16 protein-coding genes are annotated in these 26649 nt (G+C 43.2%); 8 read left to right on the forward strand and 8 right to left on the reverse strand.

What is annotated here, in order from left to right:
- Positions 1-95: 95 nt before the first annotated feature.
- The 4 genes from uvrB to DIU38_RS21485 all read left to right on the forward strand — a co-directional run bounded on the left by uvrB (position 96) and on the right by DIU38_RS21485 (position 5414).
- Positions 96-2120, forward strand: coding sequence for an excinuclease ABC subunit UvrB (gene uvrB / locus DIU38_RS21470; protein ID WP_091174530.1), 2025 nt, complete (start codon positions 96-98; stop codon positions 2118-2120).
- A 163-nt stretch (positions 2121-2283) separates the two neighbouring features.
- Entirely contained in the window at positions 2284-2538 is a 255-nt protein-coding gene (locus DIU38_RS21475) for a DUF4834 family protein (RefSeq protein ID WP_090534933.1), read from the forward strand.
- A 16-nt stretch (positions 2539-2554) separates the two neighbouring features.
- A complete protein-coding gene (locus DIU38_RS21480) occupies positions 2555-2851 on the forward strand; it encodes a hypothetical protein (RefSeq protein WP_112651516.1) in 297 nt (98 codons plus the stop codon).
- 85 nt (positions 2852-2936) lie between these two features.
- Positions 2937-5414, forward strand: coding sequence for a glycosyltransferase family protein (locus DIU38_RS21485; RefSeq protein ID WP_112651518.1), 2478 nt, complete (start codon positions 2937-2939; stop codon positions 5412-5414).
- A gap of 291 nt (positions 5415-5705) precedes the next feature.
- Here the strand turns inward: DIU38_RS21485 and DIU38_RS21490 are convergent, their stop codons facing one another.
- Complete coding sequence (locus DIU38_RS21490; protein ID WP_112651520.1) at positions 5706-6458, reverse strand: glycosyltransferase family 2 protein; 753 nt, start codon at positions 6456-6458, stop codon at positions 5706-5708.
- Positions 6451-7734: a glycosyltransferase family 4 protein gene (locus DIU38_RS21495; protein ID WP_112651522.1), complete on the reverse strand. Its 1284-nt coding sequence runs from the start codon at positions 7732-7734 to the stop codon at positions 6451-6453. The genes DIU38_RS21490 and DIU38_RS21495 overlap by 8 nt, the downstream gene beginning before the upstream one ends.
- A gap of 37 nt (positions 7735-7771) precedes the next feature.
- Between DIU38_RS21495 and DIU38_RS21500 the strand changes: the two genes are divergently transcribed.
- On the forward strand, positions 7772-10957 hold the full coding sequence (locus DIU38_RS21500) for a S41 family peptidase (RefSeq protein ID WP_112651524.1): 3186 nt from the start codon (positions 7772-7774) through the stop codon (positions 10955-10957).
- A 355-nt stretch (positions 10958-11312) separates the two neighbouring features.
- Entirely contained in the window at positions 11313-13580 is a 2268-nt protein-coding gene (locus DIU38_RS21505) for an aconitate hydratase (RefSeq protein ID WP_112651526.1), read from the forward strand.
- A gap of 149 nt (positions 13581-13729) precedes the next feature.
- Here DIU38_RS21505 and DIU38_RS21510 read toward each other — a convergent pair whose 3' ends face one another.
- The 3 genes from DIU38_RS21510 to DIU38_RS21520 all read right to left on the reverse strand — a co-directional run bounded on the left by DIU38_RS21510 (position 13730) and on the right by DIU38_RS21520 (position 19238).
- Positions 13730-13945 (reverse strand): hypothetical protein, encoded by a 216-nt coding sequence (locus DIU38_RS21510; RefSeq protein ID WP_112651528.1) that lies wholly within the window; start codon positions 13943-13945, stop codon positions 13730-13732.
- 69 nt (positions 13946-14014) lie between these two features.
- Positions 14015-15934 (reverse strand): glucosamine-6-phosphate deaminase, encoded by a 1920-nt coding sequence (nagB, locus tag DIU38_RS21515; RefSeq protein ID WP_112651530.1) that lies wholly within the window; start codon positions 15932-15934, stop codon positions 14015-14017.
- 739 nt (positions 15935-16673) lie between these two features.
- The gene (locus tag DIU38_RS21520; protein ID WP_112651532.1) at positions 16674-19238 is read right to left on the reverse strand and encodes a Kelch repeat-containing protein; all 2565 of its coding nucleotides are present in this window, start codon (positions 19236-19238) and stop codon (positions 16674-16676) included.
- 363 nt (positions 19239-19601) lie between these two features.
- Between DIU38_RS21520 and DIU38_RS21525 the strand changes: the two genes are divergently transcribed.
- Together DIU38_RS21525 and DIU38_RS21530 are read left to right on the forward strand one after the other, a co-directional pair.
- Positions 19602-22403, forward strand: a complete 2802-nt coding sequence (locus tag DIU38_RS21525) for an outer membrane beta-barrel family protein (RefSeq protein ID WP_112651534.1) — start codon at positions 19602-19604, stop codon at positions 22401-22403.
- Between the two features lie 6 nt (positions 22404-22409).
- A complete protein-coding gene (locus DIU38_RS21530; protein ID WP_112651536.1) occupies positions 22410-23186 on the forward strand; it encodes a GLPGLI family protein in 777 nt (258 codons plus the stop codon).
- A 112-nt stretch (positions 23187-23298) separates the two neighbouring features.
- Here the strand turns inward: DIU38_RS21530 and DIU38_RS21535 are convergent, their stop codons facing one another.
- Genes DIU38_RS21535 through DIU38_RS21545 form a run of 3 tightly spaced genes read right to left on the reverse strand, consistent with a single transcriptional unit; the run spans position 23299 to position 26645 of the window.
- On the reverse strand, positions 23299-24087 hold the full coding sequence (locus DIU38_RS21535; RefSeq protein WP_112651538.1) for an SDR family oxidoreductase: 789 nt from the start codon (positions 24085-24087) through the stop codon (positions 23299-23301).
- Between the two features lie 26 nt (positions 24088-24113).
- A complete protein-coding gene (gene fucP / locus DIU38_RS21540; RefSeq protein WP_090534993.1) occupies positions 24114-25394 on the reverse strand; it encodes an L-fucose:H+ symporter permease in 1281 nt (426 codons plus the stop codon).
- Between the two features lie 33 nt (positions 25395-25427).
- Entirely contained in the window at positions 25428-26645 is a 1218-nt protein-coding gene (locus tag DIU38_RS21545) for a DUF6786 family protein (RefSeq protein WP_112651540.1), read from the reverse strand.
- Between the last annotated feature and the right edge of the window lie 4 nt (positions 26646-26649).

A 26649-nucleotide genomic window follows, 5' to 3' on the forward strand; every position in this document is an offset into this window, starting at 1 on the left:
CGGCACAACAATGTTGACATACGGTTGTCATTACCATGTACTTATTTTGATTTGCAAACCCTGTTTCTGGATTATTTGTATTTTTACATAACAACATGGATTTTCAATTAACATCTCAATATAAACCAACCGGCGACCAGCCTGAAGCTATAAGGCAGCTGGTTGAAGGTATAAATAACGGCGACCCTTATCAAACCCTTTTGGGGGTTACCGGATCGGGCAAAACCTTTACGGTTGCCAATATTATAGCACAAACACAAAAACCTACGCTGATCCTGAGCCACAACAAAACATTAGCGGCACAGCTTTATGGCGAGTTTAAGCAGTTTTTTCCCGAAAACGCGGTGAACTACTTTGTGTCGTACTATGACTATTATCAGCCGGAGGCATTTATCCCTACAACAAATACCTACATCGAAAAGGACCTGCAGATAAACGAGGAGATAGAAAAGCTTCGCTTACGTACTACTTCGGCTTTAATGTCGGGCAGGCGCGATGTGATCGTGGTATCGTCTATATCGTGCATTTACGGCATGGGTAACCCCGATGATTTTGCCGATTCGGTTTTCAAATTTGCCGTAGGTACGCGCATCAGCAGGAATGCTTTTTTACATCGTTTAGTTGAAATTTTATACGCCCGCACCACTGCCGATTTTAAACGAGGGACATTCAGGGTTAAGGGTGATACAGTGGATATTTTTCCGGCTTACCTGGATTATGCCTACCGCATCTCCTTTTTTGGTGATGATATCGAAGAGTTAAGCGCCTTTGATATCGGCACAGGTAAAACCATCGAAAAAATGACACACATGGTGGTTTATCCGGCCAACCTGTACGTTGCTCCCCGCGAGCGTTTTTTACAATCCATCTGGGCTATACAGGAAGAGTTGGAAACCCGCAAAAAACAGTTTATTGATGACGGCCGATTCCTGGAAGCCAAACGGCTGGAAGAAAGGGTTAATTATGACCTGGAAATGATCCGCGAGTTGGGTTACTGTTCGGGCATCGAGAACTACTCCCGCTTTTTTGACGGACGCAAGCCCGGTGCAAGGCCGTTCTGCTTGCTTGACTATTTCCCGGAAGATTACCTGATGGTGATTGACGAAAGCCACGTAACCGTTCCGCAGATCAGGGCGATGTATGGAGGTGACCGTTCGCGCAAGATCTCGCTGGTTGACTATGGCTTCCGCCTGCCGGCAGCTTTGGATAACCGTCCGCTTAATTTCCAGGAGTTTGAAAATCTTGCTCCGCAAACCGTTTATGTAAGCGCCACGCCAGGCGATTTTGAACTTGAAAAATCAGGCGGTGTGGTGGTTGAACAGGTGATCCGTCCGACAGGATTGCTTGATCCGGTGATTGACGTTCGCCCGGTAATAAATCAGGTGGATGACCTGCTTGACGAAGTAGATAAAACAATTAAAAAAGGCGACCGCGTACTGGTAACCACCCTTACCAAACGTATGGCCGAAGAACTGGCCAAATACATGGACAGGCTGGGTATTAAATGCCGTTATATTCACTCAGAAGTAAAAACACTGCAGCGCGTGGAAATTTTACGTGGCCTGCGCCTTGGCGAATTTGACGTATTAATAGGTATCAACTTACTGCGTGAAGGATTGGATCTGCCCGAAGTATCCTTAGTGGCTATTTTGGATGCTGATAAAGAAGGGTTCCTTCGATCAGAACGCTCATTGATCCAAACCATAGGCCGTGCAGCACGTAATGACCGTGGCCGTGTGATCATGTATGCTGATACCATAACCGATTCGATGCAGATCACGATGGATGAAACCAACCGCCGCCGCGAAATTCAGATTGCATATAACACGCAACATGGCATTACACCGCTAACGGTTGGCAAAACGCGCGAGGAAATTATGGAGCAAACATCAGTGGTCGACTTTAAAGGCGGCGTACAGCAGGCTTATGTGGAAACCGATACCCTGACACTTGCCGCCGATCCGATAGTTCAGTATATGACCAAAGCCGACCTGAAAAAATCAATCGACAACACCAAAAAAGATATGCTCGCCGCCGCCAAAAACATGGATTTCCTGCTGGCTGCCAAACTACGCGACGAAATGTTTGCTTTGGAAAAAATGATGGAGGAGAAGTTTTAATTTGAAAATTTATTGATTTGAAGATTTGAAAACGACAGTCCCCGCATTTTCAAATCTTCAAATCGCTTTATCTTCAAATTAAAATAGCATTAGCTATCCTCAAATCATAATAAAACATTTTTACCGTTATATACCTTATATTTGTAAGCTCAAAATTAACAGTATGATTCTTATTCGTTTCCTGATCATATCTATCTGTGTATTATACATTATCCGCAGCCTGGCGCGTTACCTGCTGCCGTTCCTTTTTGAAAGTGTTGTGAATAAAGCCCAGCAGCAATATCAACAGCAACAACGTAACTACAATGAAGGCCCAAAACCTGATGGAAAAATCAGGATCGACCATATCCCGCAGCCAAAAAAAGGCAGTGTACCCGACAGTGAAGGTGAATTTGTTGATTACGAAGAAGTAAAATAAACCTAACCAATAAATCATGGACACCAACCCTGTATTTAGAAGGCGTCAAAATCATAACAACACGCCCGAGTCAATTACGCTGATTATCACCAATGTCATCGTATTTATAGTGGCCACTCAAATTTTTGCCAATTGCACTAAGATTAGCACTTTTTACTGGGTGATCATGAGTGCGCTGGGCGTTTACAACTTTTTCAACATCCGTAAATACCGCGAAGATTACGGCAAAGTGCAGGTTATTGCTTATGTAATATCTATCATTGTGCTGATTGCCATGTTTTTCCTGCTGCGCAGCCGTGCGCAAACCTGTTAAGTTATTCCTTAACAAAACTTATAATTCCTATTCTCATTGTAATTTCTATTTTTGAGGAATATAATATCCATTTCAAAAAACTTAAATGAATAACTGGTTTAAGCGTAACGGCATTCATTTTGCCATAGCTGCAATTTTTTTAGTGATCTGCTTTATATTTTTAACCCCGGCTTTCCAGGGAAAAACATTAGGCGGTAATGACGTTACAAGGGCGCAATCAACCCAAAAAGAAATTAACGATTACAAAGCTAAAGACACTACGATACTCTGGACCAACCAGATCTATGGCGGTATGCCCACCTACCAGATATGGGCGCCTTATAAAGCTAACTTAACATCATGGGTTGTAACCGGTATAAACTATACTTTCCCTGCTCCGGTTGGTACAGTATTAATGTTTTTATTAGGTACCTACTTTTTATTTATAGTGTTAAAGGTTAACCCCTGGCTTGCCGCAGCGGGTGCGGTAGCATTTACTTTTTCATCGTATAATATTATCCTGCTAACTGCAGGACATGCCAACCAGGCGTTCGCTATAGCATTTTTTGGGCCGATACTTGCCGGGATTATCCTTACCCTTCGCGGTAAATATTTATTAGGTTTTTCTGTAACGGCTTTATTTCTCGCCCTGGAGATCAGGGCTAACCACGTGCAGATGACCTACTACCTGATGCTGGCCTTATTGATCATGGTTGGCATTGAACTTTACCATGCCATCAAAAACAAAACCTTAAATGCCTTTTTAAAATCGTTAGGTTATATTGCTGGCGCAGTTCTATTGAGCGTAGCAGTGAACGCCTCTATCCTTTGGAGCACGGCCGACTATGGCAACGAAACTATCCGTGGCAAATCAAATCTTACTCAGCATACTGCCGAGCCAAGCAACGGCTTACCTAAAGACTATGCTTACGAGTGGAGCCAGGGTGTTGGTGAGTGTATCACCTTCCTGATTCCAAACGCTTATGGTGGTGGTGAACAAGGCTCAACCGATCCTGATTCGCATGTAATTAAAGCCTTAAATGCAAGTGGTGCCGACCCCAACCAGGTTACAGGTATTTCAGCTAATTACCTGCCGCTTTATTGGGGTAATAAACCATTTACTGCCGGTCCATTCTATTTTGGTGCTGTAATTTGCCTGTTGTTTGTATGGGGCTTAATGATAGTTAAAAACCGTATCAAATGGTGGTTACTTGGCGCTGTGGTTTTAACCATGCTGCTATCTTTCGGCCGGAACTGGCCTTATGTATCTGATCTTTTCTTTAACTATTTCCCGCTTTACAATAAGTTCCGCGCGGTTGAATCAATACTGGCAGTTGCAGGTTTCTGCTTCCCAATCCTTGCTGTGTTGGCAGTTAACGAGGCTATTGTAAATGAGGACAAAGCAAACCTGTTCAAAAAATTAAAAATCGCATTTTATATTACAGGCGGTATTGTATTGATTGTAGCTGTGGTGCCCTCACTGCTTTTGTCTTTCAGCGTAAGTGAACAGCAGGCTGGTGTTATAGCACAAATAGGCCAGGCGCTTAAAACTGACAGCTCAGCCCTTACCCGCGCTCTAATTGCCGACAGGGAATCGATAGCACAAGCAGATGCTATCCGGTCACTTATATTCATTGCTATAGCATTTGGTATTGCATGGGCATTCCTTAAAAAGAAGATCAATCCAACTGTTGCATCGCTTGCTTTCCTGGCGCTGATCCTTGTTGACCTTTGGGGTATTGACAAGCGCTATTTAAATCACGACAGCTTTGCGCCGAAACAGGATAATGAAACGCCACAGCCGCGCGAGGTTGACCAGTTTATCATGAAAGATAAAGACCCGGATTTTCGCGTATTTGACGCTACCCAGTCACTTAAGGGTGATGGCCTTACCCCATTTTTCTACAAGTCATTGGGTGGTTACTCGGCAGCAAGGCTAAAACGCTGGGAAGAGCTTGTTGACAATCAATTAAGCAAAAGCATTAACCAGGATGTTTTGGATATGATGAACGTGAAGTACATTATTAATTCTGATCCAAAAACACAAAACGTAGGCATGCAGGTAAACCAAACAGCCTGTGGCCACGCATGGTTTGTTAAAAGTATTAAATATGCCGACAATGCAGACCAGGAGATGGTAGCCATCAGCAGCTTTACGCCAAAAGATGAAGCTATTGTTGATAAACAATACAAAAGCATTATCGACGAAAAAACTTTGGGAGCAGGTGCCGGCGAAGGCAAAATTGAGCTTACCAGCTACTCGCCCGACCATATGGTTTACACAAGCGGTTCTACCGCTTCACAAATTGCGGTTTTCTCCGAAGTATACTACAACAAAGGCTGGAAAATGTATATCGACGGTGTTGAAAAACCTTATTTCCGTGCCGATTATCTATTACGTGCAGCTCAGATCCCAATCGGTAACCACAAAATTGAGTTTATTTTCCATCCGGCTTCATACTACACCGGCGAGAATATTTCATTAGCAGGTTCAATCCTACTGGTGCTTGCCTTAGGTGGTGCCGCTTATACCGAAAACAAAAAGAAAACTCCGGCTGCAAAGCCAGCTGATAAAAAAGCTTAAGCAATTTTATATTCAAAAGAAAAGCGATGGGCAGTGTTCATCGCTTTTTTTATGGGATTTTAAATGCATATGCCACTTTAGCTCTTATATTAGTGCAAGTCTTGAGCGGAGAGATGTGCGATTGCTGACTTGTGCTTTCCGACCACACAGGCACAAGTGAGTCTTGCTCAATCAACCGCACAACACTTGCGCCAGAGAAGGACACACAGGCACAAGTGAGTCTTGCTCAATCAACCGCACAACACTTGCGCCAGAGAAGGACGCCAGAGAAGAGCATATTATTGCATTTGATTAATCATTCGTCCTTCTATTCTTCAACCAGTACCAGCCCAAATTAAAGGCGATAACAAAATGGTTAAAAATAGTGGGGATCAAGCCATAATTTTGCTTCATGATCTCAAAACGCTCCATCAAGCTTTGGCGGTGCCTTTTCTTCGACATGCCCCCGACCAGGTATTTGGCCACGTAACGGTTAACGTTCACGATCTTTTTAGCTTTTTTTGCCGCGCGGATTATCCAGTCGATATCCGAACTCAATTGATATCTTGGGTCATAGGGTTCTGCCAGCGAACGCCTGATATAGATAGCCTGGTGACTAATGCTCATGCCATATTTAAAACCGCGCCAGGTAAACTTAGCTGGTGCTTTGTGACGGCGCTGTCCTAAACTGCTGCCGTCATCAGCTATCATTTCTGTTTCACCATAGTAGATATCAGCTTCATCCGCCGCGGCAAAAACAGCGGCAACGGTTTCGTTATCATAAAACTCATCGCCCGAATTCATGAAGATCACATAATCACCTGAGGCAAGGGCAAGGCCCTTATTCATAGCATCGTAGATACCTTCGTCTTTTTCGCTGACGAGTTTAGCCACACGGTTTTTATATTGTTCAATAACCTGCAAGGTACCGTCGTTAGATAAACCATCAATAACAACGTATTCGATATTGCTATAAGTTTGGTTGATTACCGACTGTATGGTACGTTCAATATCGCGCACATTGTTATAAACAATAGTAACAACGCTTAACCGGGGACTAAACATCAGCACCTCCCCTGTTTAAAAGTTGATTATAAACTTCGATATGCTTTTTAGCGATCACTTCTTCCGAAAAACTATCCATAATGGTTTGCCGGGCCTGCTGGTTAAGCTTGTCCCTTTCAGGATGTTTAATGATCCATTCCATCCCATCAGTAAAACTTTCGGATGAACGATAGGTTGCCAGGTAACCACTATGCTCATGCCGCACCATATCCGGGATGCCACCTGTAGTAAAAGCAATTACAGGTGTACCACAGCTCAGGCTTTCCATTACAGTGTAAGGTAAATTATCCTCAAGGGAAGGGATCAAAAAAGCATCAGCGGCTGCATAATGTAGGGCCAGTTTCTCATCGTTATTGATGGTTCCTAAAAAGCTGGTTTTAAAAGGAAAGCCAGGCAGGTTTTCCGTACCCCGGTTGCCGAACACCACCAATTCTATCTGATCTGTCTCTGCACCTAAACGCAGTCTTAGCAATTCCATACTTTCCAACAGGTATTGAGTGCCTTTATGCAGATCTTTACGCGATGGCATAAATCCGCTTAAAAAGATAAATTTATCCGTCGGCAGGCCCGCTTTGGATTTTGCTTTCTTTTTGTCTATCGGTTTAAAAACATCGGTTTCCAGCGTATTTGGAATATTGCTTGCGGCTTTGCCCCGCATCAAACTGCTTTTCTTTACAGAAGCTTGCATCCATAAACTTGGGGTGATAATGTTGAAGTCGAGTTGTTGATAAGCCTTATTTTTTTGCTGCCAGATGCGGTGCGAAATGTCATCATCGGCAGCGTTGATCAGCAGCGGGCAGTTACCGCATTGTTGCTGGTAATGATCGCAGGTATAGCGCACATGACAACCACCGGTAAAGGCATTGCTGTCATGAAAGGTCCACACTACAGGCTTGCCCAGCTTTCTAATTCCGGCTATATGTTTGGGATCCAGAAAGCCGTGATTAATCCAATGCAGGTGAATGATATCGGCATTTCTAACATCGGGATGTTTGATTACCGAACGGCCAAACCAGGTAAAGGAAAAAGGTGTACGGCTATCGGGTTTTAGAAAACGTTTAGCCAATATCCGCTCCAGAATAATAGTTGCGGCCGTATATGATTTTTGGATAATATTACGGTTAAAAGTCTTGATATCAGGATTATTTCCAAATTTATAATGTACTATAATTTTAGAATCGATATTTTGGCTAAGTAATGCCCGGTTAAGACGCATGCAGGCCCTGCCCGCGCCGCCATTACCGTCATACGTATTGAGGTGCACCACTTTTAACATGGCTCAAAAATACATTTATTCATAAAACTTAAACCATATGAAGAAACTATACATCGTATTGTTTTTGGCAGCACTGTGCCAAACCAGCCTTAAAGCCCAAACAACCGGAAGCTATTTTACATCTAACCCAACCCTAACACCCGATGGCAAAACTGTAATTTTCAGTTACGAAGGCGATCTTTGGAAAGCCGATATCAACAGCCCGGCAGCCACAAGGCTAACCGCTATGCAGGGCGAAGAAAGTAACCCGCGCGTATCGCCCGATGGGCAATGGCTTGCCTTTTCATCAAACCAGTTTGGCAACAACGATGTATACGTAATGCCCCTTGCCGGCGGCGATATCAGGCAGCTTACCTATAATGATGCCGGCGATAATGTGGATTCCTGGACCTGGGACTCTAAATCCATTTACTTCAATTCTTCCCGTTATAATGGCTTCAGCGAATATAAGGTAATAGCAACCGGAGGTACGCCTGTCCGGTTGTTCGGTCATTATTTCAATACCATACACGGTGTTGTTGAACATCCGCAAACAGGCGAGCTGTTTTTCAGCAATACCTGGGAGAGCATTTATTTCCCAACCCGTAAGCATTATAAAGGCGCTTACAATCCCGATATTCAATCATACAATCCTAAAACCAAAGCCTATAAAAAATATACCGATTGGCAGGGAAAGGATTTCTGGACTACTATCGACCAAAAAGGGAATATCTATTTTGTATCCGACGAGGGCAATGAGGAATATAACCTGTACACTTTTATCGATGGCAAAAAAACTGCTTTAACCCAGTTCCCGACATCCATTAAACGCCCGCAGGTTAGTGCCGATGGCAGCAAGGTTGTTTTTGAAAAAGATTACCAGATTTTTATGTACGATGTGGCATCCAAACAAACGCAGAAGCTTAACTTAAATCTTTTCCGCAATAATGTACTGCCCAAAGAGCAATCGTTTGAAACAGGCGGTAAAATTGATGGGGCAGCATTATCACCCGATGGCAAAAAGCTGGCTTTTGTATCCCGCGGCGAATTATTTGTAAGCGATGCCGAAGGTAAATTCGGCAAAAAACTGGAGCGCAATACCAGCGAACGGGTTACCGAAGTAAGCTGGATGAGCGATAACAAAACCCTCATTTTTGGTCAAACCCTGGGTGGCTATCCTAACTGGTATACCATAGCAGCCGACGGCAGCGGTGCCGAAAAACAGCTTACCACAGATAAAGGCAGCAATCGCCTGCTGAGTATGAATAAAGACCGCACACAGGCCATTTATCTGAGCGGCCGCAACGAACTGAAGCTTTTAGATACGAAAACACTCGCTTCAAAAACGATTGTTACCGATGAATTTTGGGGATTTTACAATCCTCCTCCACACTTTTCGCCCAATGGCGAGTACGTGGTATACAATGCCTACCGCAATTTTGAGATGGACGTTTTTGTTTACGAGATAAAAACCGGGAAAATCACCAACCTAACCAACAGTGGTGTTACAGAGGCGGCACCATTCTGGTCGCCGGATGGTAAGTATATTTATTTTACATCATCCCGTACACAGCCCGAGTATCCTTACGGCTCAAAAGATGCCCACGTTTACCGGATGCCTTTGCAAAAGTATGACGACCCTTTTAAGATGGATAAGTTTACGGCCCTGTTTAAAGAAGAGAAAAAAGACGACGATAAAAACAAAAAGGATAAGGACAAAAAAGCGTCTAACAAAAAGAAACCTTTATCCGAGCAGCCGACGCCTAAACCGCCTGCCGATATTGTGATAGATACCGAAGAACTGATGAAAAGGTTGGAACGCATCAGTCCGGAGTTTGGCCAGGCCCAGGGACCTTATGTGATTCAAAAAGGAGATAAAACATTGGTATACTATGCCTCAAACCATAGCGAAGGCAAAGGGGCACTTTACCGTACCACCCTTGAAGCTTTTGAAAACCCCAAAACTGAAAAAGTTGGCGGCGGCGACTTCGGCAATTACGACATTTTTGGCAATGGCGATAAATATTTTGTACTGGCCGGAGGCAATATCTACACCCTAAACATCGATGCTAACAAAGTGGATAAGTTAGATATCAATTACAGCTTTACCCGTAACATGGCGGGGGAATTTACGCAGATGTTTGACGAAACCTGGGCCGGCCTGAATGAAAACTATTACGATGGCAATTTCCACGGGGCCGACTGGAAAAAGGTTCATGACAGCTATAAAACATTTGTCCCTTATATTAATAACCGGGCCGACCTGCGCCTGTTGCTGAATGATATGCTTGGCGAGCTCAATTCATCGCACCAGGGCTTTTACTCAAACGGCAGCGAGGAAAAGAAAACCATCTCCTACCGCACCATGGAAACCGGAATTATTTTTGACAATGATTCACCATACAAAGTGAGCAGCATAGCTATCCACAGTAACGCCGATAAAGCAGGTATCGATGTAAAACCGGGCGATATACTGAAAGCGGTAAACGGTGTTGTTGTAAGTGAAAAACAAGACCGTAACTATTACTTCAGTAAACCATCACTTGATAAGGAGATTGAGCTAACCTTTAACCGAGGAGGTAAAGAAATTAAAGTGAAGCTTCACCCCGAATCAACCGGTGACCTGTCGGGCAATCTTTACGACGACTGGATCAAGACCAATGCTAAAACAGTTGCAGAAAGAAGTAAAAACCGCATCGCCTATTCATACATGAAAAACATGGGCGATGGCGCCCTGGAAGATTTCCTGGAAGATATGGTTGATGATGCTTATAATAAAGACGCGCTCATCCTCGACCTGAGATATAACACTGGTGGCAATGTACATGACAATGTTTTAAAATTCCTCTCGCAAAAACCTTATTTACAATGGGCTTACCGCGATGGTAAAAAAACACAGCAATCAAACTTTGCACCGGCGGCCAAACCGATCATCCTGCTCATGAATGAGCAAACCCTTAGCGACGGCGAGATGACCTCACAAGGCTTTAAACAACTGGGCCTGGGCAAAATTATCGGCACCGAAACCTACCGTTGGATCATTTTTACCAGTGGTAAAGGTTTGGTTGATGGTTCTTTTTACCGCATTCCTGCCTGGGGCTGCTATACGCTTGACGGCAAGGATATTGAAAAAACAGGTGTAACACCAGACATTTATGTAAAAACAGATTTTGCCGACAGAATAGAAAATAAAGATCCGCAATTGGACAGGGCTATTGAGGAGATTTTGAAACAGTTGAAGTAGCAATGGCAGTTTTTAGTTGCAGTAACAGCTCGAAGTAGCAGTTGTAGTAGTGTATGAACTATGCAACTGCTACTATCACTTCAAAACAGCAGCTAGGTAATCTCGGCAGCTCCAAACTAAAACTGCTACCTAAAAACTGATACTAATCGATTCCGACTGCCACTGCTACTAAAAGCTGTTACCAACCAATCTCTAACCACTAACCTCCAATCACTTATTTAGAACCTATCCAAATAACATTTGTATAAAGCACTAACAGCTTTCAAATGTTATTTTTTGTAAATTCGCCGCTCTAAGGCCGGATAACGGGCTTAACGTCAATTTCTTTTACTTTTCACCTAAAAATCAAATACAAATGGCTTTTGATTTAGATATGATCAAAAAGGTTTACGACCGCTACAGCACCCGCGTTGAGGCTGCCCGTAAAGCGACCGGTAAACCCCTAACTTTAACCGAAAAGATTTTATATGCCCACCTTAGCGAAGGCGATGCCCAAAAAGCATTCGGTCGCGGGGTTGACTATGTTGATTTTGCACCAGACCGCGTAGCTATGCAGGATGCTACTGCTCAGATGGCCCTTTTGCAGTTTATGCAAGCCGGTCGCCCGCAGGTTGCTGTTCCATCTACCGTACATTGCGATCACCTTATACAGGCTAAAATTGGCGCTGTTGAAGATTTAAGCACCGCTGTTGACGTTAACCGCGAAGTTTATGACTTCCTGGCTTCAGTATCTGATAAATATGGTATCGGTTTCTGGAAAGCCGGTGCAGGTATCATTCACCAGGTAGTGTTAGAAAACTACGCTTTCCCGGGTGGTATGATGATCGGTACCGACTCACATACTCCTAATGCAGGTGGTTTGGGTATGATTGCTATTGGTGTTGGTGGTGCCGATGCCTGCGACGTTATGGCCGGCCTGCCATGGGAGCTTAAATTCCCTAAACTGATCGGTGTTAAATTAACCGGTAAACTTTCTGGCTGGACTTCAGCAAAAGATGTTATCCTGCGTGTAGCTGGTATTCTTACCGTAAAAGGTGGTACCGGTGCTATTGTTGAATACTTTGGTGAAGGCGCACGCTCAATGTCCGCAACCGGTAAAGGCACTATCTGTAACATGGGTGCAGAGATTGGTGCTACTACCTCTATCTTTGGTTACGACGAAAAAGCTGCTGCTTACTTAAAAGGTACTAAACGTGCCGATATCGCTGAACTTGCTGATGCTATTGCTGAGCACTTAACCGGCGACGAAGAAGTTTACGCTAACCCTGAGCAATATTTTGACCAGGTTATCGAAATCAACCTATCTGAGCTTGAGCCACATGTAAACGGTCCGTTCACCCCGGATTTGGCTTGGCCTATCTCTAAATTTGCTACCGCTGTTAAAGAAAACGGCTGGCCTACCAAATTAGAGGTTGGTTTGATTGGTTCATGTACCAACTCATCTTACGAGGATATCACCCGTTCGGCTTCTATCGCTAAGCAGGCTATCGATAAAAAATTAAAAACTCAGGCCGAGTTCACCATCACTCCGGGCTCTGAGCAAGTACGTTACACTGTTGACCGCGACGGTTATCTTGATACTTTTGCTCAAATGGGCGGTGTGGTATTGGCTAACGCCTGCGGACCATGTATCGGCCAGTGGGCCCGTCATACTGACGATCCTACCCGCAAAAACTCTATCATCACTTCGTTTAACCGTAACTTCGCTAAACGTCAGGATGGTAACCCTAACACCCACGCTTTCGTAGCTTCACCGGAGATTGTTACCGCTTTCGCTATCGCAGGTGATTTAACTTTTAACCCGCTTACTGATACGTTAACCAACGAAGCCGGCGAGCAGGTTAAATTTGACGAGCCTCAGGGTATCGAATTACCGGTAAAAGGTTTCGCGGTTGAAGATGCAGGCTACCAGGCACCAGCCGAGGACGGCAGCAAAGTTGAAGTTATCGTTTCTCCAACTTCATCACGTTTACAGTTACTTGAGCCATTTAAAGCATGGGAAGGTACCGACATTACAGGCCTGAAACTGTTAATCAAAGCTAAAGGTAAATGTACTACCGACCACATTTCGATGGCCGGCCCATGGTTGAAATTCCGTGGTCACCTTGACAATATTTCAAACAACATGCTGATCGGTGCTATCAACTACTTTAACCTTACTGCCGATAGCGTTAAAAACGAACTAACCGGCGAGTACGGTCCGGTTCCGGCTACCCAACGGGCTTACAAAGCAGCAGGTATAGGTTCGATAGTAGTGGGCGACGAAAACTATGGCGAAGGTTCATCACGTGAGCACGCGGCTATGGAACCTCGTCACTTGGGTGTACGTGCCATATTGGTAAAATCATTTGCCCGTATTCACGAAACCAACCTTAAAAAACAAGGTATGCTGGGTATCACTTTCGCTGATCCTAACGATTACGAAAAAATCCAGGAAGATGACACTATCGATATCACCGGCTTAACTACTTTTGCCCCAGGCCAGCAGTTAACCGTTGTATTACACCATAAAGATGGTTCAACCGAATCATTCCCTGTAAACCACACTTACAATGCTCAGCAAATTGAGTGGTTTAAAGCAGGCGGTGCGTTGAATATCATCCGCAAACAAATGGCATCTTAATTTCGGATATCGGAATTTTGATTTCGGATTTAATATTTGAAGGCCTTCCCGTTTTGGGGAGGCTTTTTTTGTTTACACTGGTTGAAGTTTAGCGATAGCATAACTTCGACCAGTCACAGCTTCCTTAACCTGGTGCCGCAGCAAGCGCTTCACTTTAAATTTAATGCATGTTTGTTTGGCATATACCATCTTTCAGGAAATCCAAAGCATAATCCTAAAACAATAACAATTATAGCAAGCAAAATAAAAACGAGCGTAACAATTTTATCAGCTTCCTTATTTGTTTTTATTTCTTCCGCACTTATTTTTTGCGCGGCTTCTTTTTTCAGATCTATTGATCTAACTTTAGTTAACCGTCCTCTCATTCCTATAAATATATAAATAAAAAAGGCCACACGATAAATCGTGCGACCTTCAACATGTAAATACTTTACTTAGAACTTATACCTCACAAACGCCTCCATGGCCTCATATTCGGCAAGGCCAAGGCGGTCATAACGTTGAGCTGTATCGCGTGTACGATCTTCTGCACGTACCCAGAACTCCCTTGCGTCATCACCTGGGAACACCGGTGTATCCTTTTGCGATTGGTGTTTGAAAATAGCGTTACGCTTCCTGATCACCTCCTGTGGCGATAATGGTACGGCCATCTCTATCTCATGTGTTTCAAACTCATGCCATGCGCCACGGTACATCCACAGCCAGCAATCTTCAACCCAGGCTTCTTTACCTTTCAATCTTTCCAGTGCCGCTAAGATGATTTTGAAGCATACCAGGTGGGTACCATTAGGGTCTGCAAAGTCGCCCGCTGCAAAGATCTGCTGTGGTTTTACTTTCTGAAGCAGGTCGATAGTCAGCTGGATATCTTCCTCACCTACCGAGTTCTTTTTGGTTTTACCGGTTTCGTAAAACGGCAAGGCCATAAAGTGGATATGATCATCCTGTAAGCCTGCATACCTCGCACCTGAAATGGCTTCCGTTTTCCTGATAAAGCCTTTTACATTCCTGATCTCCTGAGTATCGATCTCGTTCGGTTGTTTGGTCGGGAAAAAGGCCCTCATATCTTCATATGATTTTTGAAGATGAGCTGTGTCTTCACCGATACTTTTTGTAAAATCTATCGCAAATTCCATGTACCTCAACACATCATCATCCCATACCGCTGTATTGCCCGAGGTTTGGTAAGCTACGTGTACGTCATGTCCTTGATCTACCAAACGGATAAATGTTCCGCCCATTGAGATCACGTCATCATCCGGGTGTGGTGAAAAAATGATACTTCTCTTTTTAGCAGGCAGTGCCCTTTCAGGTCTTTGCGAATCGTCCGCATCTGGTTTGCCGCCCGGCCAGCCGGTGATGGTATGCTGGATCTGGTTAAAAATATCAATATTGATATTGTATACCGGGCCCTGCTCTACCGCAAGCTGCGCCATGCCGTGATTATTGTAATCTTCTTCTGTTAGTTTCAGTACCGGTTTGTTAACCTCATTCGCCAACCAGATCACGGCCTTTTTCTTTAACTGGTTATCCCACACGCAATCTTTTACCAGCCATGGAGTATCAAACCTGGTTAGTTCTGACGCTGCATCTGCATCCAGCACAAACTCTACATGTTGTGACAATTGCAGGTAAGTGGCAGGTACTTCGCCCGAGATCTCCCCTTCTACCGCTTTCTTGATGATCGGCGCTTTCTTCTTGTTCCAGGCCATCAGGATGATTTCCCTGGCCTTGAAAATAGTACCGATTCCCATCGTGATCGCTTTGGTTGGCACATCAGCTTTACCACCAAAATCGCGGGCAGCATCACGTCTGGTCAGGTCGTCAAGCGTTACCATCCTGGTACCTGAATTTGGTGCAGAACCCGGCTCGTTGAAACCGATGTGGCCTGTACGACCGATACCCAGGATCTGAAGGTCTAAGCCACCCAATTCTTCTATCTGCTTTTCATAGGCTAAACAGAAGGAAACAACTTCGTCTTTATCCAAAGTGCCATCCGGGATGTGCACATTGGCTTTATCTATATCAATATGGCTGAAAAGGTTTTCGTACATGAAAGTCACGTAGCTTTGTGCAGCTGTGGGTTTCATCGGGTAGTACTCATCCAGGTTGAAAGTGATCACATTCTTAAAGCTCAAGCCTGCTTCTTTGTGCTGCCTTACCAGTTCGGCATAAACCCCTATCGGGGTTACACCGGTGGCAAGCCCCAATACCGCTTTTTCGCCTTTGGCTTGTTTTGCGCGGATCAGATCTGCTATCCGGTTCGCTACCGCCACTGAGGCTTCCTGTTGGTTGTTGTAAACGCTTACCGGTAACTTCTCGTAACGTGTCTCTTCCAATAAATTTAATCGTGCCATAATTTTCTCAGAACCTATATGTTATATGTTAAAGTTTAAAAAGTCGCTATACAAAAAACCCCCGCCAAGGGCGAGGATTTTTATCAAACCAATTAACAAAAATGTTTATCCTCACCGACATGAGGGTAAAGTAAAGTGCGTATAATAATATGCTGTGCATTATCAATACAAACTTACTAAAACAAAATTTGAATTAAAAGAACTTTTTAAATTTTTTTAATAAGTATTTTATCCTGTAAAATATCTTTCAGTGTCTATTTTGGTTAAAATATGCATCCTTGATTTCTCTTCCTCGCTTTAAAAAATTGTCATTTCGATAGAGCCAAAAGGCTTGAGCACCGGGGCGAAAGAGAAATCTTGTACGTCCTACGAAGTTGCCCCATAGTTTTAAAAGCATGTCGTACAAGATTACTCACTCGTTCCTCGTTTCGAAATGACATTTTGTTTGTTAAAAATTGAGTAAAAAGGCAAAAGAGTTCCTGATGGGCAGGAATACTCTTTTTGCTAACCAATTATAAAACATAAATCATGAGATGAGAAGAGATGCAGGGGTGGAATCGAACCATCCATTTGCTGCCGGCCAGCACCTGCCATTTAGTTTAAAAATGAACCCCATTTGCAAACTAATCTGTTGCAAATATATAAATATTCTATTAAATCTATATATTTAGTAGAATTAATTTATAAAACATTCGATTCGCTTAAAACATATTGATTATTAGTTTCTTTAACTTACTAACTAACGCTGATCAGACTTATTGGAGCAGATTTTTTCGAAAGGAACGGGATACTCTTCGCCTAATGATTTCTCATATTCGGCGCTGAACTCTTCATAAATTTTGCGTGCATGTTCAATGCCTTTTGTTCGGCGCAGTGCCTTGAGCTTAAACTTAATCCCGATATCATTAAAAGGATCGATACTTAATACGATACGTGAAACTTCCAGTGCTTTTTTATAATCCGCGGCATCGTAAACCTTTTTTATCACCGGTAAAATAACCGGCATCAGTGCTTCCTCATACTCCTGTTTAAAATCATCGAGCCATATTTCGGGGATATACTGTAATAAGCCGCCGCGGGCTATCAGGTCAAAATGGTTAAACACGGCTGATTCGCTGCCATTACCTTGTTTAAGTGAATCCCTTACTACAAAGTAATCGCAGTAAAAACTTTCAGTAATAATAAAACTATAGGTATCATTCAAAAAAGCAAGTTCCAAACCGTCAATATCCGAAAGAATGTTGCGAAGGTGATTGATAGTTACGCCGCGGATATTCTTAGTTTTAACCACATCCTTATCGGGCCAAAGCGTAGTAGAGATCTTTTTTGATACCACCCCATTTTTTTCCCGGCTATTTAATAAAATAAGGATAAATAGCTGTTTGATCTTAGGGCTAAACAGGTAAGTGATGTCCCGTTTATTTTTATCGTAAACAGTAAAATCGCCTAACAGGTAAACTGCGTTGGCTTTATTATCCATTTCCTTTTCTTCAACCTCTTCAATAACTTCCGCTTCATTTGCAAGCGGTATTGGCTCTTCGTCATCCCTTTTCCGTCTCAGGAAAAACGTCACAATACCAAATAACAACACCAATGCGGATGCTCCTCCTATAATCCTATATAATGTAAAGGATTGTTTCCGGGGTTCATGAGCAGCCATATAAGCTTCCTGGCTTACAGGTGGTGCAGTAAGCGCGAAGATTTTTATGGTAGATCGCGATGGGGTTTCAAACTCCTGTGTTGTACAATAAAACACATCCTGTTTGGCGTTGTAAAACAGGTTATGATCCGTCTCTATCCGTTCGGATATTACCGGAATGGTACCGCTTACAACCTGGTACGAACCGTCTTTTATTGAAAACTTGTATAGTCGCAAACTCGTTTTAGGCCGTTCGTGCGGGTAACATAGCACATAAAAAAACTGCTTATCTTTTGATACAATGAGATTATTGGCTGGTACAAACGCTTCTTCATCCGGCTTGATCTCCCAGAGTTTTTTAATGTTATGCTTATCCAGGTTAACCCGGTAGAGGTCATAATAGTGCATCCCGCCTACTACCTGGTTGCCCGACTGGTTGCCGTAGCCGCCAAAAATGTAAACATCGTTGTTTTGGTTGGCGGTACTTGCAGCCGAAAAGAACCGGGGATTGATCACATCGCCGGTGAAGCTTTGCTTTTGCCAGGTATCTGCAGCTTTATTGTATTTAAAAAAGTTATTATAGTATTTAAACGACCCGTACCCGCCAAACAGGTAAAAGTTATTAAAGTCTTTATCGTAAAAAATATTATGATGATGCCTTTGCTCCATTATGGTCGATTTGCCATAAAAATCCCAGTTAAGGCTGTCGAGATTAAAGGAAGCGATACTTGGAGCAGGCTGCGGGGCTCTGAGCACTTCATATATGAAACATTTATTTTCTTTAAGGTTTACAATACTTTTGCCCAGGTGCAAGGGTACTGCCAGTTTATTTTTGAATGGTTTTGTTCCTACTGCATCCCGCCCGGCATCATAAAACATCAGAGAATCACTCTTGAAGATGAAGAACTGCTCATTTTTTTCATTAAAGTTGATCCCCGCAACCTCATTAAAAGTGTGTATGAATTTCTGTTTCCAAAAGTATGACTCGTTAATAAGCCATGCAGGGTTATCAACATGCCCCAGGTTATCGCCACCGGTAGTAAAAACATCGTTCCCCGTCCACTCACTAAGTGGAAAGGTGTAAGTTTTATCGTCGTTACTAACAATAAGGTTCTTGATGGCCATGTTGGGAACATCAGAGTAGTGCTCGTTTTTGCCAAAGGTGATCCTCGCGGTTATTTTACCGGTAAAACCCAATCCTGCTGCCCGGTACCATTTTCCGTTTATGGATATGCCTACTTTATCGCCTTTGAGATCAAGATCAACTATCACCTTAAACCATTTACGCCGTTTCAGCATAGTATCGGCAAGGGGGATGCTGAGTTTATTACTCCGGCTATCAATATTGAAATTGAGGAACGAACCATGATTGTAAATCGCACTCAGGCTGTAGGAGTTTCCCTTATCATCGGTTAAGTTTAAAATATAGCCGAGGTGCTGATTATCCCACAATGAAAGGTCGAAACCAATCACCAGCTGATCATGAAAAGTTGGCAGATCATCCTTAAAAACCTGGTAAGACGTGCGCTTGCTCATCAGGCTGTCATTTGAACCAAACTGCACCCCCTGCCCCCTGCTCTCAGTTGCAGACAGCAGTATAATAAAAAGCAATACAAGCTTACATGCCCTTTTTGAAAGCATTAAAACCTTACTTTTTCCCACCATTTATAATACATGTTTAAACTTGCTGATCAGGACAGCGCTACAGGTTAGAATAATGTGCTAAATTATACATTTTTTGAGTACCTCAGGTGGGGGATTTTCATCATTTAGGCCGTCTGTTTGCCGATCAATGTGCAATTAGACCAAACCGGGCAATAATCTTATTGGGGACCATCCCGATCAGTATTATCGTCGTCATTATTGGCCCGGTTAGTCAACGCCTAGGCACAGCCTCCCATATTTAACATATCCAACCACGACTAAATGTTAAATTTTGGCGATGAAATGTTAAATCTACAGTATAAAATGTTAAACCTCTTGCACAACTAACTATTTAGTTATATTTTGGCTTTCATAATCAACCTTATGAAAATCACAATTATTGGATTACTGCTATTTCTTGTGGGCACAGTAAACTTATCAGCCCAAACCAATTACAGCATTAAAGGAATTATAGCCGATACCGTTTCTAATTCTAAATTAGCCAACGCAAGCATCAGCGTTATAACTGCTAAAGATTCTATCCTGCAAAAATTTACGCGCGTTAAGGATGACGGTACTTTTACCATTAACAATTTAAGCAAGGGCAAGTACATTGTACTGGCAACCTACCCCGGTTATGCTGATTTTGTAGAACGTTTTACGTTAGATTCGGCGCATAACACGCAGAATTTCGGCCGCATCAGCATGCTGCTCAAAGAGCGCCTTTTACAGGAAGTAATTGTAAAAGGAAAAGCGGCAGCCATTAAAATTAAAGGTGATACCACCGAGTTTAATCCTGCAGCCTACAATATCCAGCCTAACTCAAAAGTTGAAGACCTCCTGAAACAGCTGCCAGGTATCGAGGTGGATAAAGACGGCAAGATCACGGCACAGGGCCAAACGGTAAAAAAAGTGTTGGTTGACGGCGAAGAGTTTTTTGGCGATGACCCTACCCTGGTTACCAAAAACCTGCGCGCCGATATGGTGGATAAAGTACAGCTTTACGACAAAAAGAGCGATCAGGCTGCCTTTACGGGCATCGATGATGGCGTAAAGGATAAAACCATCAACATTAAACTTAAGGAAGATAAAAAGAACGGTTACTTTGGTAAACTTGACGGCGGTATAGGTACCGATGGCTATTACCAGGGGCAGGCCTTGTTTAACCGTTTTAAAGGAAAACAAAAATTTTCACTTTATGGCACCCTCGGCAACACCGGCAAAACAGGTTTAGGCTGGGAGGATAATAACAAATATGGCGGCGGCGGCAATATGGAATTCGGCGACGATGGTGGTATCTATATTTTCGGAGGAGGCGGTGACGATTTGGATAGTTTTGACGGCAGGTACAACGGAAAAGGAAAGCCTGTAGCGCGTACAGGCGGCGCGCATTATGACACCAAATGGAACAGTGATAAGGAATCGTTGAACACCAATTATAAAATAGGTTCGCTAACCATTGATGGTACAAGCAATACTCAACAGCAAAATAACTTCCCGGGTAACATATCAAACAGCAACAGCGATCAGCGCAACCATAATTATATGTTCCGCCAAAAGCTGGATGTAAATTACCAGGTAAAGCTCGACTCGATGCAAAACCTGAAGATCACTGCCGACGGTACGTTGAAGAACAGCAATACCAGGAGTAACTTTGCTACTCAAACCCGCCGCCTTGACGGTAGCCTCATCAACAGCAATGACCGTGAAAACAGCGCCGAGGTTGACGGCAAAGTATTTAACGCCAACGCCTTCTACACCAAAAAGTTTAAAAAGAAAAGCCGTACGCTTTCTGTAAACTTTAAAACCGCTTTCAACGAAAGCGACTCTAAAGGCTTCCTAAAGTCAAACACGCGGTTTTATGACTCGGTTGGTACCTATATAAGCAAAGACACCATCGATCAGTACAAGGTAAATAAAACCAAAAGCACCAATATCAATACCAATGTAACTTATACCGAACCACTGGCCAAGGATTTTACCCTCGCCGTTAGCTATGCCCTATCGGTAAACAACGCTACTGCCGACAGGCGCACGTTCAATAAAGATGCAGGCAACGGACCTTATAATATACTCGATAACATTTACAGCAGCGATTATAAACTGAATCAATTGTCAAACCAGGGGGGCATGGTATTTAATGTACAAAAACAGAAATACTCGTTCAACTTTGGTACAAAAGTGGCTGGAGTAAGGTTTAAGCAGGTTGATGAATTTGGACGGATGGCCGATTTGGTGCGTAACTTTACCAATTGGTATCCCCAGGCTTCCTTCCAGTACAAATTCACTAAACAATCAAGCTTAAGGTTGAACTACAACGGGAATACCACACAGCCCAATATTGACCAGATCCAGCCCGTACGCATAAATACAGATCCGCTGAATATACAGGTAGGTAACTCTGGATTAAAGCCGTCCTTTACGAACAGGTACAACATCAGTTACAACTCGTACAAGGTGATCAGCAACCAATATATCTGGATCAGTGGCTCATACTCAACTACCAGTAACCCTATCGTGAGCAATGTAACGCGCGATACTACTACCGGTATCAGCACTTATCAATCGTCAAACCTTAAAAACAAATCAACCAGCAATTTCTGGGTTAATAGCTATTTTGAGAGAAAGATTCCCGGTCTGGACATTAACGCAGGTTTTGAATTGTCCGGCAATGGTAATACTTACTATAACCTTTCAAACGATGTGCTTAACGAAACTAAATCATATAGTTATTCGGGCAATATCAGGCTATCTAAATATAAGGAAAAGAAATTTGATGCCTGGATCTCGGCAGGGCCTACTTATACCATTAACTCTTCATCACTTAATACGGTCCAAAACAATAATGGCCGCGGGTTTAATGCTAACGGAGGATTCAATATCTATCTGCCCGGCAAATTCCAGATCGGCTCGGATGGCAACTATACCTATAACGCGCCAACCAAATCATTCCCGCAGGATTTCAGAAGGTTCCTGCTGAATGCTAACATATCAAGAACATTCATGAAAGATGCTTTGAAAGCTACTATATCAGGCAATGATCTGCTAAATCAGAATACTGGCTATAACCGCACAGGATCGGCCAATGTGCTTACCCAGGAGCGTTATACTACTATCAGGAGATATTTTATGTTTTCCCTCACCTGGGATTTTAACAAAGTTGGAGGCGGTGCACCTAAAAAATAACCTATCATGAAAAAGATTTTAACCTTAACAACCATACTGCTATCAAGTGCGAACCTTTTGCTTGCGCAGGGCAATAAGCATTTTACTTTTCACGGTACCATTGAGTATAACAAAACCTCAAATGTATGGGCAATGTTGCAAAAAGCCATTAATAAAGATAACGAAATGTGGTACCAGCCCAGGTATGAACAATATAAAAAAACCAAGCCCCAGTTTAAGGTGTTAAAAAGCACCTTGAAGTTTGGCAATAACCAAACGCTGTTTATGCCTATTGAACCGGAAACACCAACAGCAGGTTACTGGAGTGAGCCAATGATGACGGCTCAAAACAGCACCATATTTTCTGATTTTAATACAGGAATGAGCACCAGCCAAAAAAGTGTATTTGAAGAAACCTTTTTAGTGAAGGACACCACCCGTCATATCAAATGGAAACTTACCGGTGAAACCCGTGAAATTGCCGGCTATCCATGTCGCCGGGCTAACGGGCTGATTCTTGATTCGATTTATGTAGTAGCCTTTTATACCGAAGAGATCCCTGTTTCGGGCGGTCCCGAATCATTTAATGGCTTGCCGGGGATGATATTAGGCGTAGCTTTGCCGCACGAAAACGTAACCTGGTTTGCCACTAAAGTTACTGAACAGCCTATCGACGAAAAATCATTAACAGCACCTAAAAAAGGCAGAGCAGCTACTAACAAGAGCTTCATGACTGTATTGCAAAACGCCATGAAAGATTGGGGCACGGAGGGAAAAGAGTATTTAAAGGGATTTTCGTTATAGAAGATACTAATTCTAAACATGTCATTGCGAGCGCAGCGTACCAATCGCATACTATACAGAGCTGCTATGCTTCCGTGCGATTGCTTCGTTCCTCGCAATGACATTTTATTTTTTACGCATTAGCCAGCGCCCTGTCTAAATGTACATAACCACCATCAACATAAATTAACTGTCCGGTGGTATGGCTTGATACCGGCGACAATAAAAATGCAACGGTATTGGCAATTTCTTCGGCAGTAGTCATCCGGTTGCCTAATGGAATCTTTGCTTCGATCTCTTTCAGCTTTGCCTGAGGATCGGGCAAGGTCTTGATCCAATTAGCGTAAAGCGGTGTCCAGCATTCGGCTACTACCAGTGCGTTAACACGGATGCCATATTTTAACAGTTCAACCGCCCACTCGCGGGTAAGCGCGTTACGGCCACCGTTTGATGCTGCGTAACCTGAGGTATTTCCCTGCCCGGTATCGGCAGTTTTTGAAGTAATGTTGAGGATGGCTCCTTTTGATTTTTTCAATTCGGGCAGGGCATGATGTGCCATCAGGTAATAATGCACCACGTTTTTATGCAGAGAGGCCATGAACCCTTCGTAATTACCGCTTTCCAGGCCAACCCCATCGTTAACACCGGCGTTGTTTACCAATCCGTCGATACGGCCAAATTTTGTTATTACTTCATTCACTGCGTTTTCGCATGCTTTGGGATCAGTAAGTTCGGCCACTACCTGGTACGCCTTATGTCCTGCTGCTTCTACAGCTTCAACCGTTTTCAGGTTATCTGCCTCACCCCGGCCTATTATAACCGGGATAGCGCCCTCAGCGGCTAACACCTTCACTATGCCTTCGCCTATGCCCTTGGCACCGCCGGTAACTATAATTACCTTATCTGTAAGTTGTAAATTCATTTTATTTATGATAGATAGATCAAATATTAATGCGAACCTGATAAGGTTAGCTTTTTAACTTTATGGTTGTTGATAGCAAAGATCAGGATGCCAAAAAAGCAAATACCCGGAACAACATAAGCCCACTGAATGCTATGAGTGGCATCAGATACCCTACCCATGATTACCGGGAAAATAGCGCCACCTACAATACCCATAATTACCAGCGACGAACCTAATTTGGTTTTAGCACCAAGTCCACGGATACTTAACGAGAAAATAGTTGGGAACATGATCGACATAAAGAACCAGGTACACATTAACGCGTAAACCGCTACTTCGCCTTTTAGTGTTACGGCCATAGCTATCAGGAAAATGTTAATAATCGCATAAGTGATAAGCAGTTTAACCGGGTTAAAATAACGCATGAGCAATGTACCAATAAACCTGCCTGCCATGAAACCCGCAGAAGCGATAGTGAGATAAAAAGAAGCTGGTTTTTCGGCAAATCCGGCTACTTTTTCTGAATAGCGGATAAAGAAACTACTTATACCAGCCTGTGCCCCTACATATAAAAACTCAGCAAAGATACCGGCCCTTAAACTTTTCACGTGCAGCAGCTCGCTTATCCTTACACCAAGCGAACGATTGTCGTTAACTGCCTCTTCACTGGTTTCTTCAACAATTGGCGGGAAGTGCGTACGATAAATTAAGAATGCAACTACAAGCACCACTGCGCCGATTACCACAAAAGGAATTTGTACAGACGATGCTTCATGATTAAGATATTCATTCAGCTGCTCGGGCGACATTTTGCTTGATTCCGCATCTGTTAACACTTTGCCCGATAAAATATAATTGCCACCTACAAGCGGAGCTAAGGTAGCAGCCAATCCGTTAAATGATTGTGAAAAGTTGATCCTTCTTTCAGCACCAGCCGGATCACCTAATACCGTTATGTAAGGATTAGCGGCTGTTTCCAAAAAGGCCGCTCCCGAAAATACGATGAATAACGCTGCTAAAAAGAACGCATAGTTACGCACCGCAGCAGCAGGGAAAAACAGGAATGCTCCTGTTGAAAAAAGTATCAAACCTAAAATGATCCCCCCCTTGTAGCCATATTTTTTCATGAATTGCGCGGCCGGAATGGGTAATATGAAATAGGCTATATAAGATGCCGAATCGATCAGTGAGGATTGCAGGTCATTAAGCTGACAGGCTTTTTTTAAGTGTGGAATTAGTATCGGATTAAGATTGAGCGCAAATCCCCAGATAAAGAATAGGGAGGTAATTAATGCTACTGCGAACAGGGCGTTGTTTTTTGACATTGAGTATTTATTGGTTGGTTGTATATTGATCTATTATTTAAATGCGGTCGCGATCTCATCTAACGAAATCCCCAGCGTTTTTAATGCTATTTTATTTAATGCGGCTTTATTACCGGTAAAATGGAATACACTATGTTTATGTATAAGCTTTTCGCCCGGCTTCAGGAACGCGGCGGGTGATACGCTTTCTATCTCATAAAAGGGCCCCATTTGTTTACCATTGGCCAGTGGGCCATCGTTATAAGCATTTACCGCGTCGCCGCTGTAAGGCGCAGTATCTGTTTTCCATTCCTGGTTTAGGTAGGATGCTGTACTATCCACATCAAACATGGTTATGGTTAAAACATCGTTCTCGGCATCGTAACTGCCAGCCATATTTTTTGCCCGATGAGGAGGAATACCTAATTTCCCCCTGCTTTTACCATCGGCCTTAAACAGCAGAATGCCGCTTTTATAAGTGATCCTATCCTTCGGAATCTCGCCGAAATAATTGGTAGTGGCTACTTTCCCTTTCGCATTTTCATTATAGGGAACTACAATCACCACTTTGGGCGAAGGGGTAAACATATCTAAATTCCATAAACAAGGTGCGCCTGTTGCTTTATCCCAAGCTTTATCTCCTGCATTAATGAGGGAATTTACAGTATTAAAACCAACTGATTTTACAGCTGTATCCGCATCAATACTTAATACTTGCTGAATTGCATTCGGCTCCATGATCTCCACATCACGCTCCAGCTTTATGGATAATTCGGTTCCGGCATAATTTTGCAGATGCGTGCTTTTGCTCATGGATACCTTTTTATCCGAAGCTGAAATGAGTTCCCAGCTTTCATTATCAACAGCAGCCGGCGTATGCCAATTGGCAAACTCCATTTTGGTGCCGGGCTTAAAGAAAAGCGAGAATTGCCCGCCTTCCGGCCCAAGCCACAGGCGATCTTCGCCGCCAAAGGCATTCATATGCGGGTCGGGCTGTTTCTGGTCGAACGTTTCATATTTGATCCATCCGAAACTTCTGCCGTTTAAGCCATCGGCAGTTGAGGTAAAAACCTTTGCCTGGTATTTTGGCGATACGATCACCTGGCCCAAACCGCTGTCATCTTTTAAAGTAATAACACTATCCTTTGCTTTTAAAAAATCAAGATCTGATCCAAAAGTTCCTTTCATGGGTAGTTGAGGGTTGCGTATGGTACACGGCGCCAAACCGGCAAGCAGCAAAACTAATGATGACTTTTTTAAAAGCTGCACCATACTG

This window comes from Mucilaginibacter metallidurans, assembly GCF_003286435.2.
GTDB classification, from domain to species: Bacteria; Bacteroidota; Bacteroidia; order Sphingobacteriales; family Sphingobacteriaceae; genus Mucilaginibacter; species Mucilaginibacter gossypii.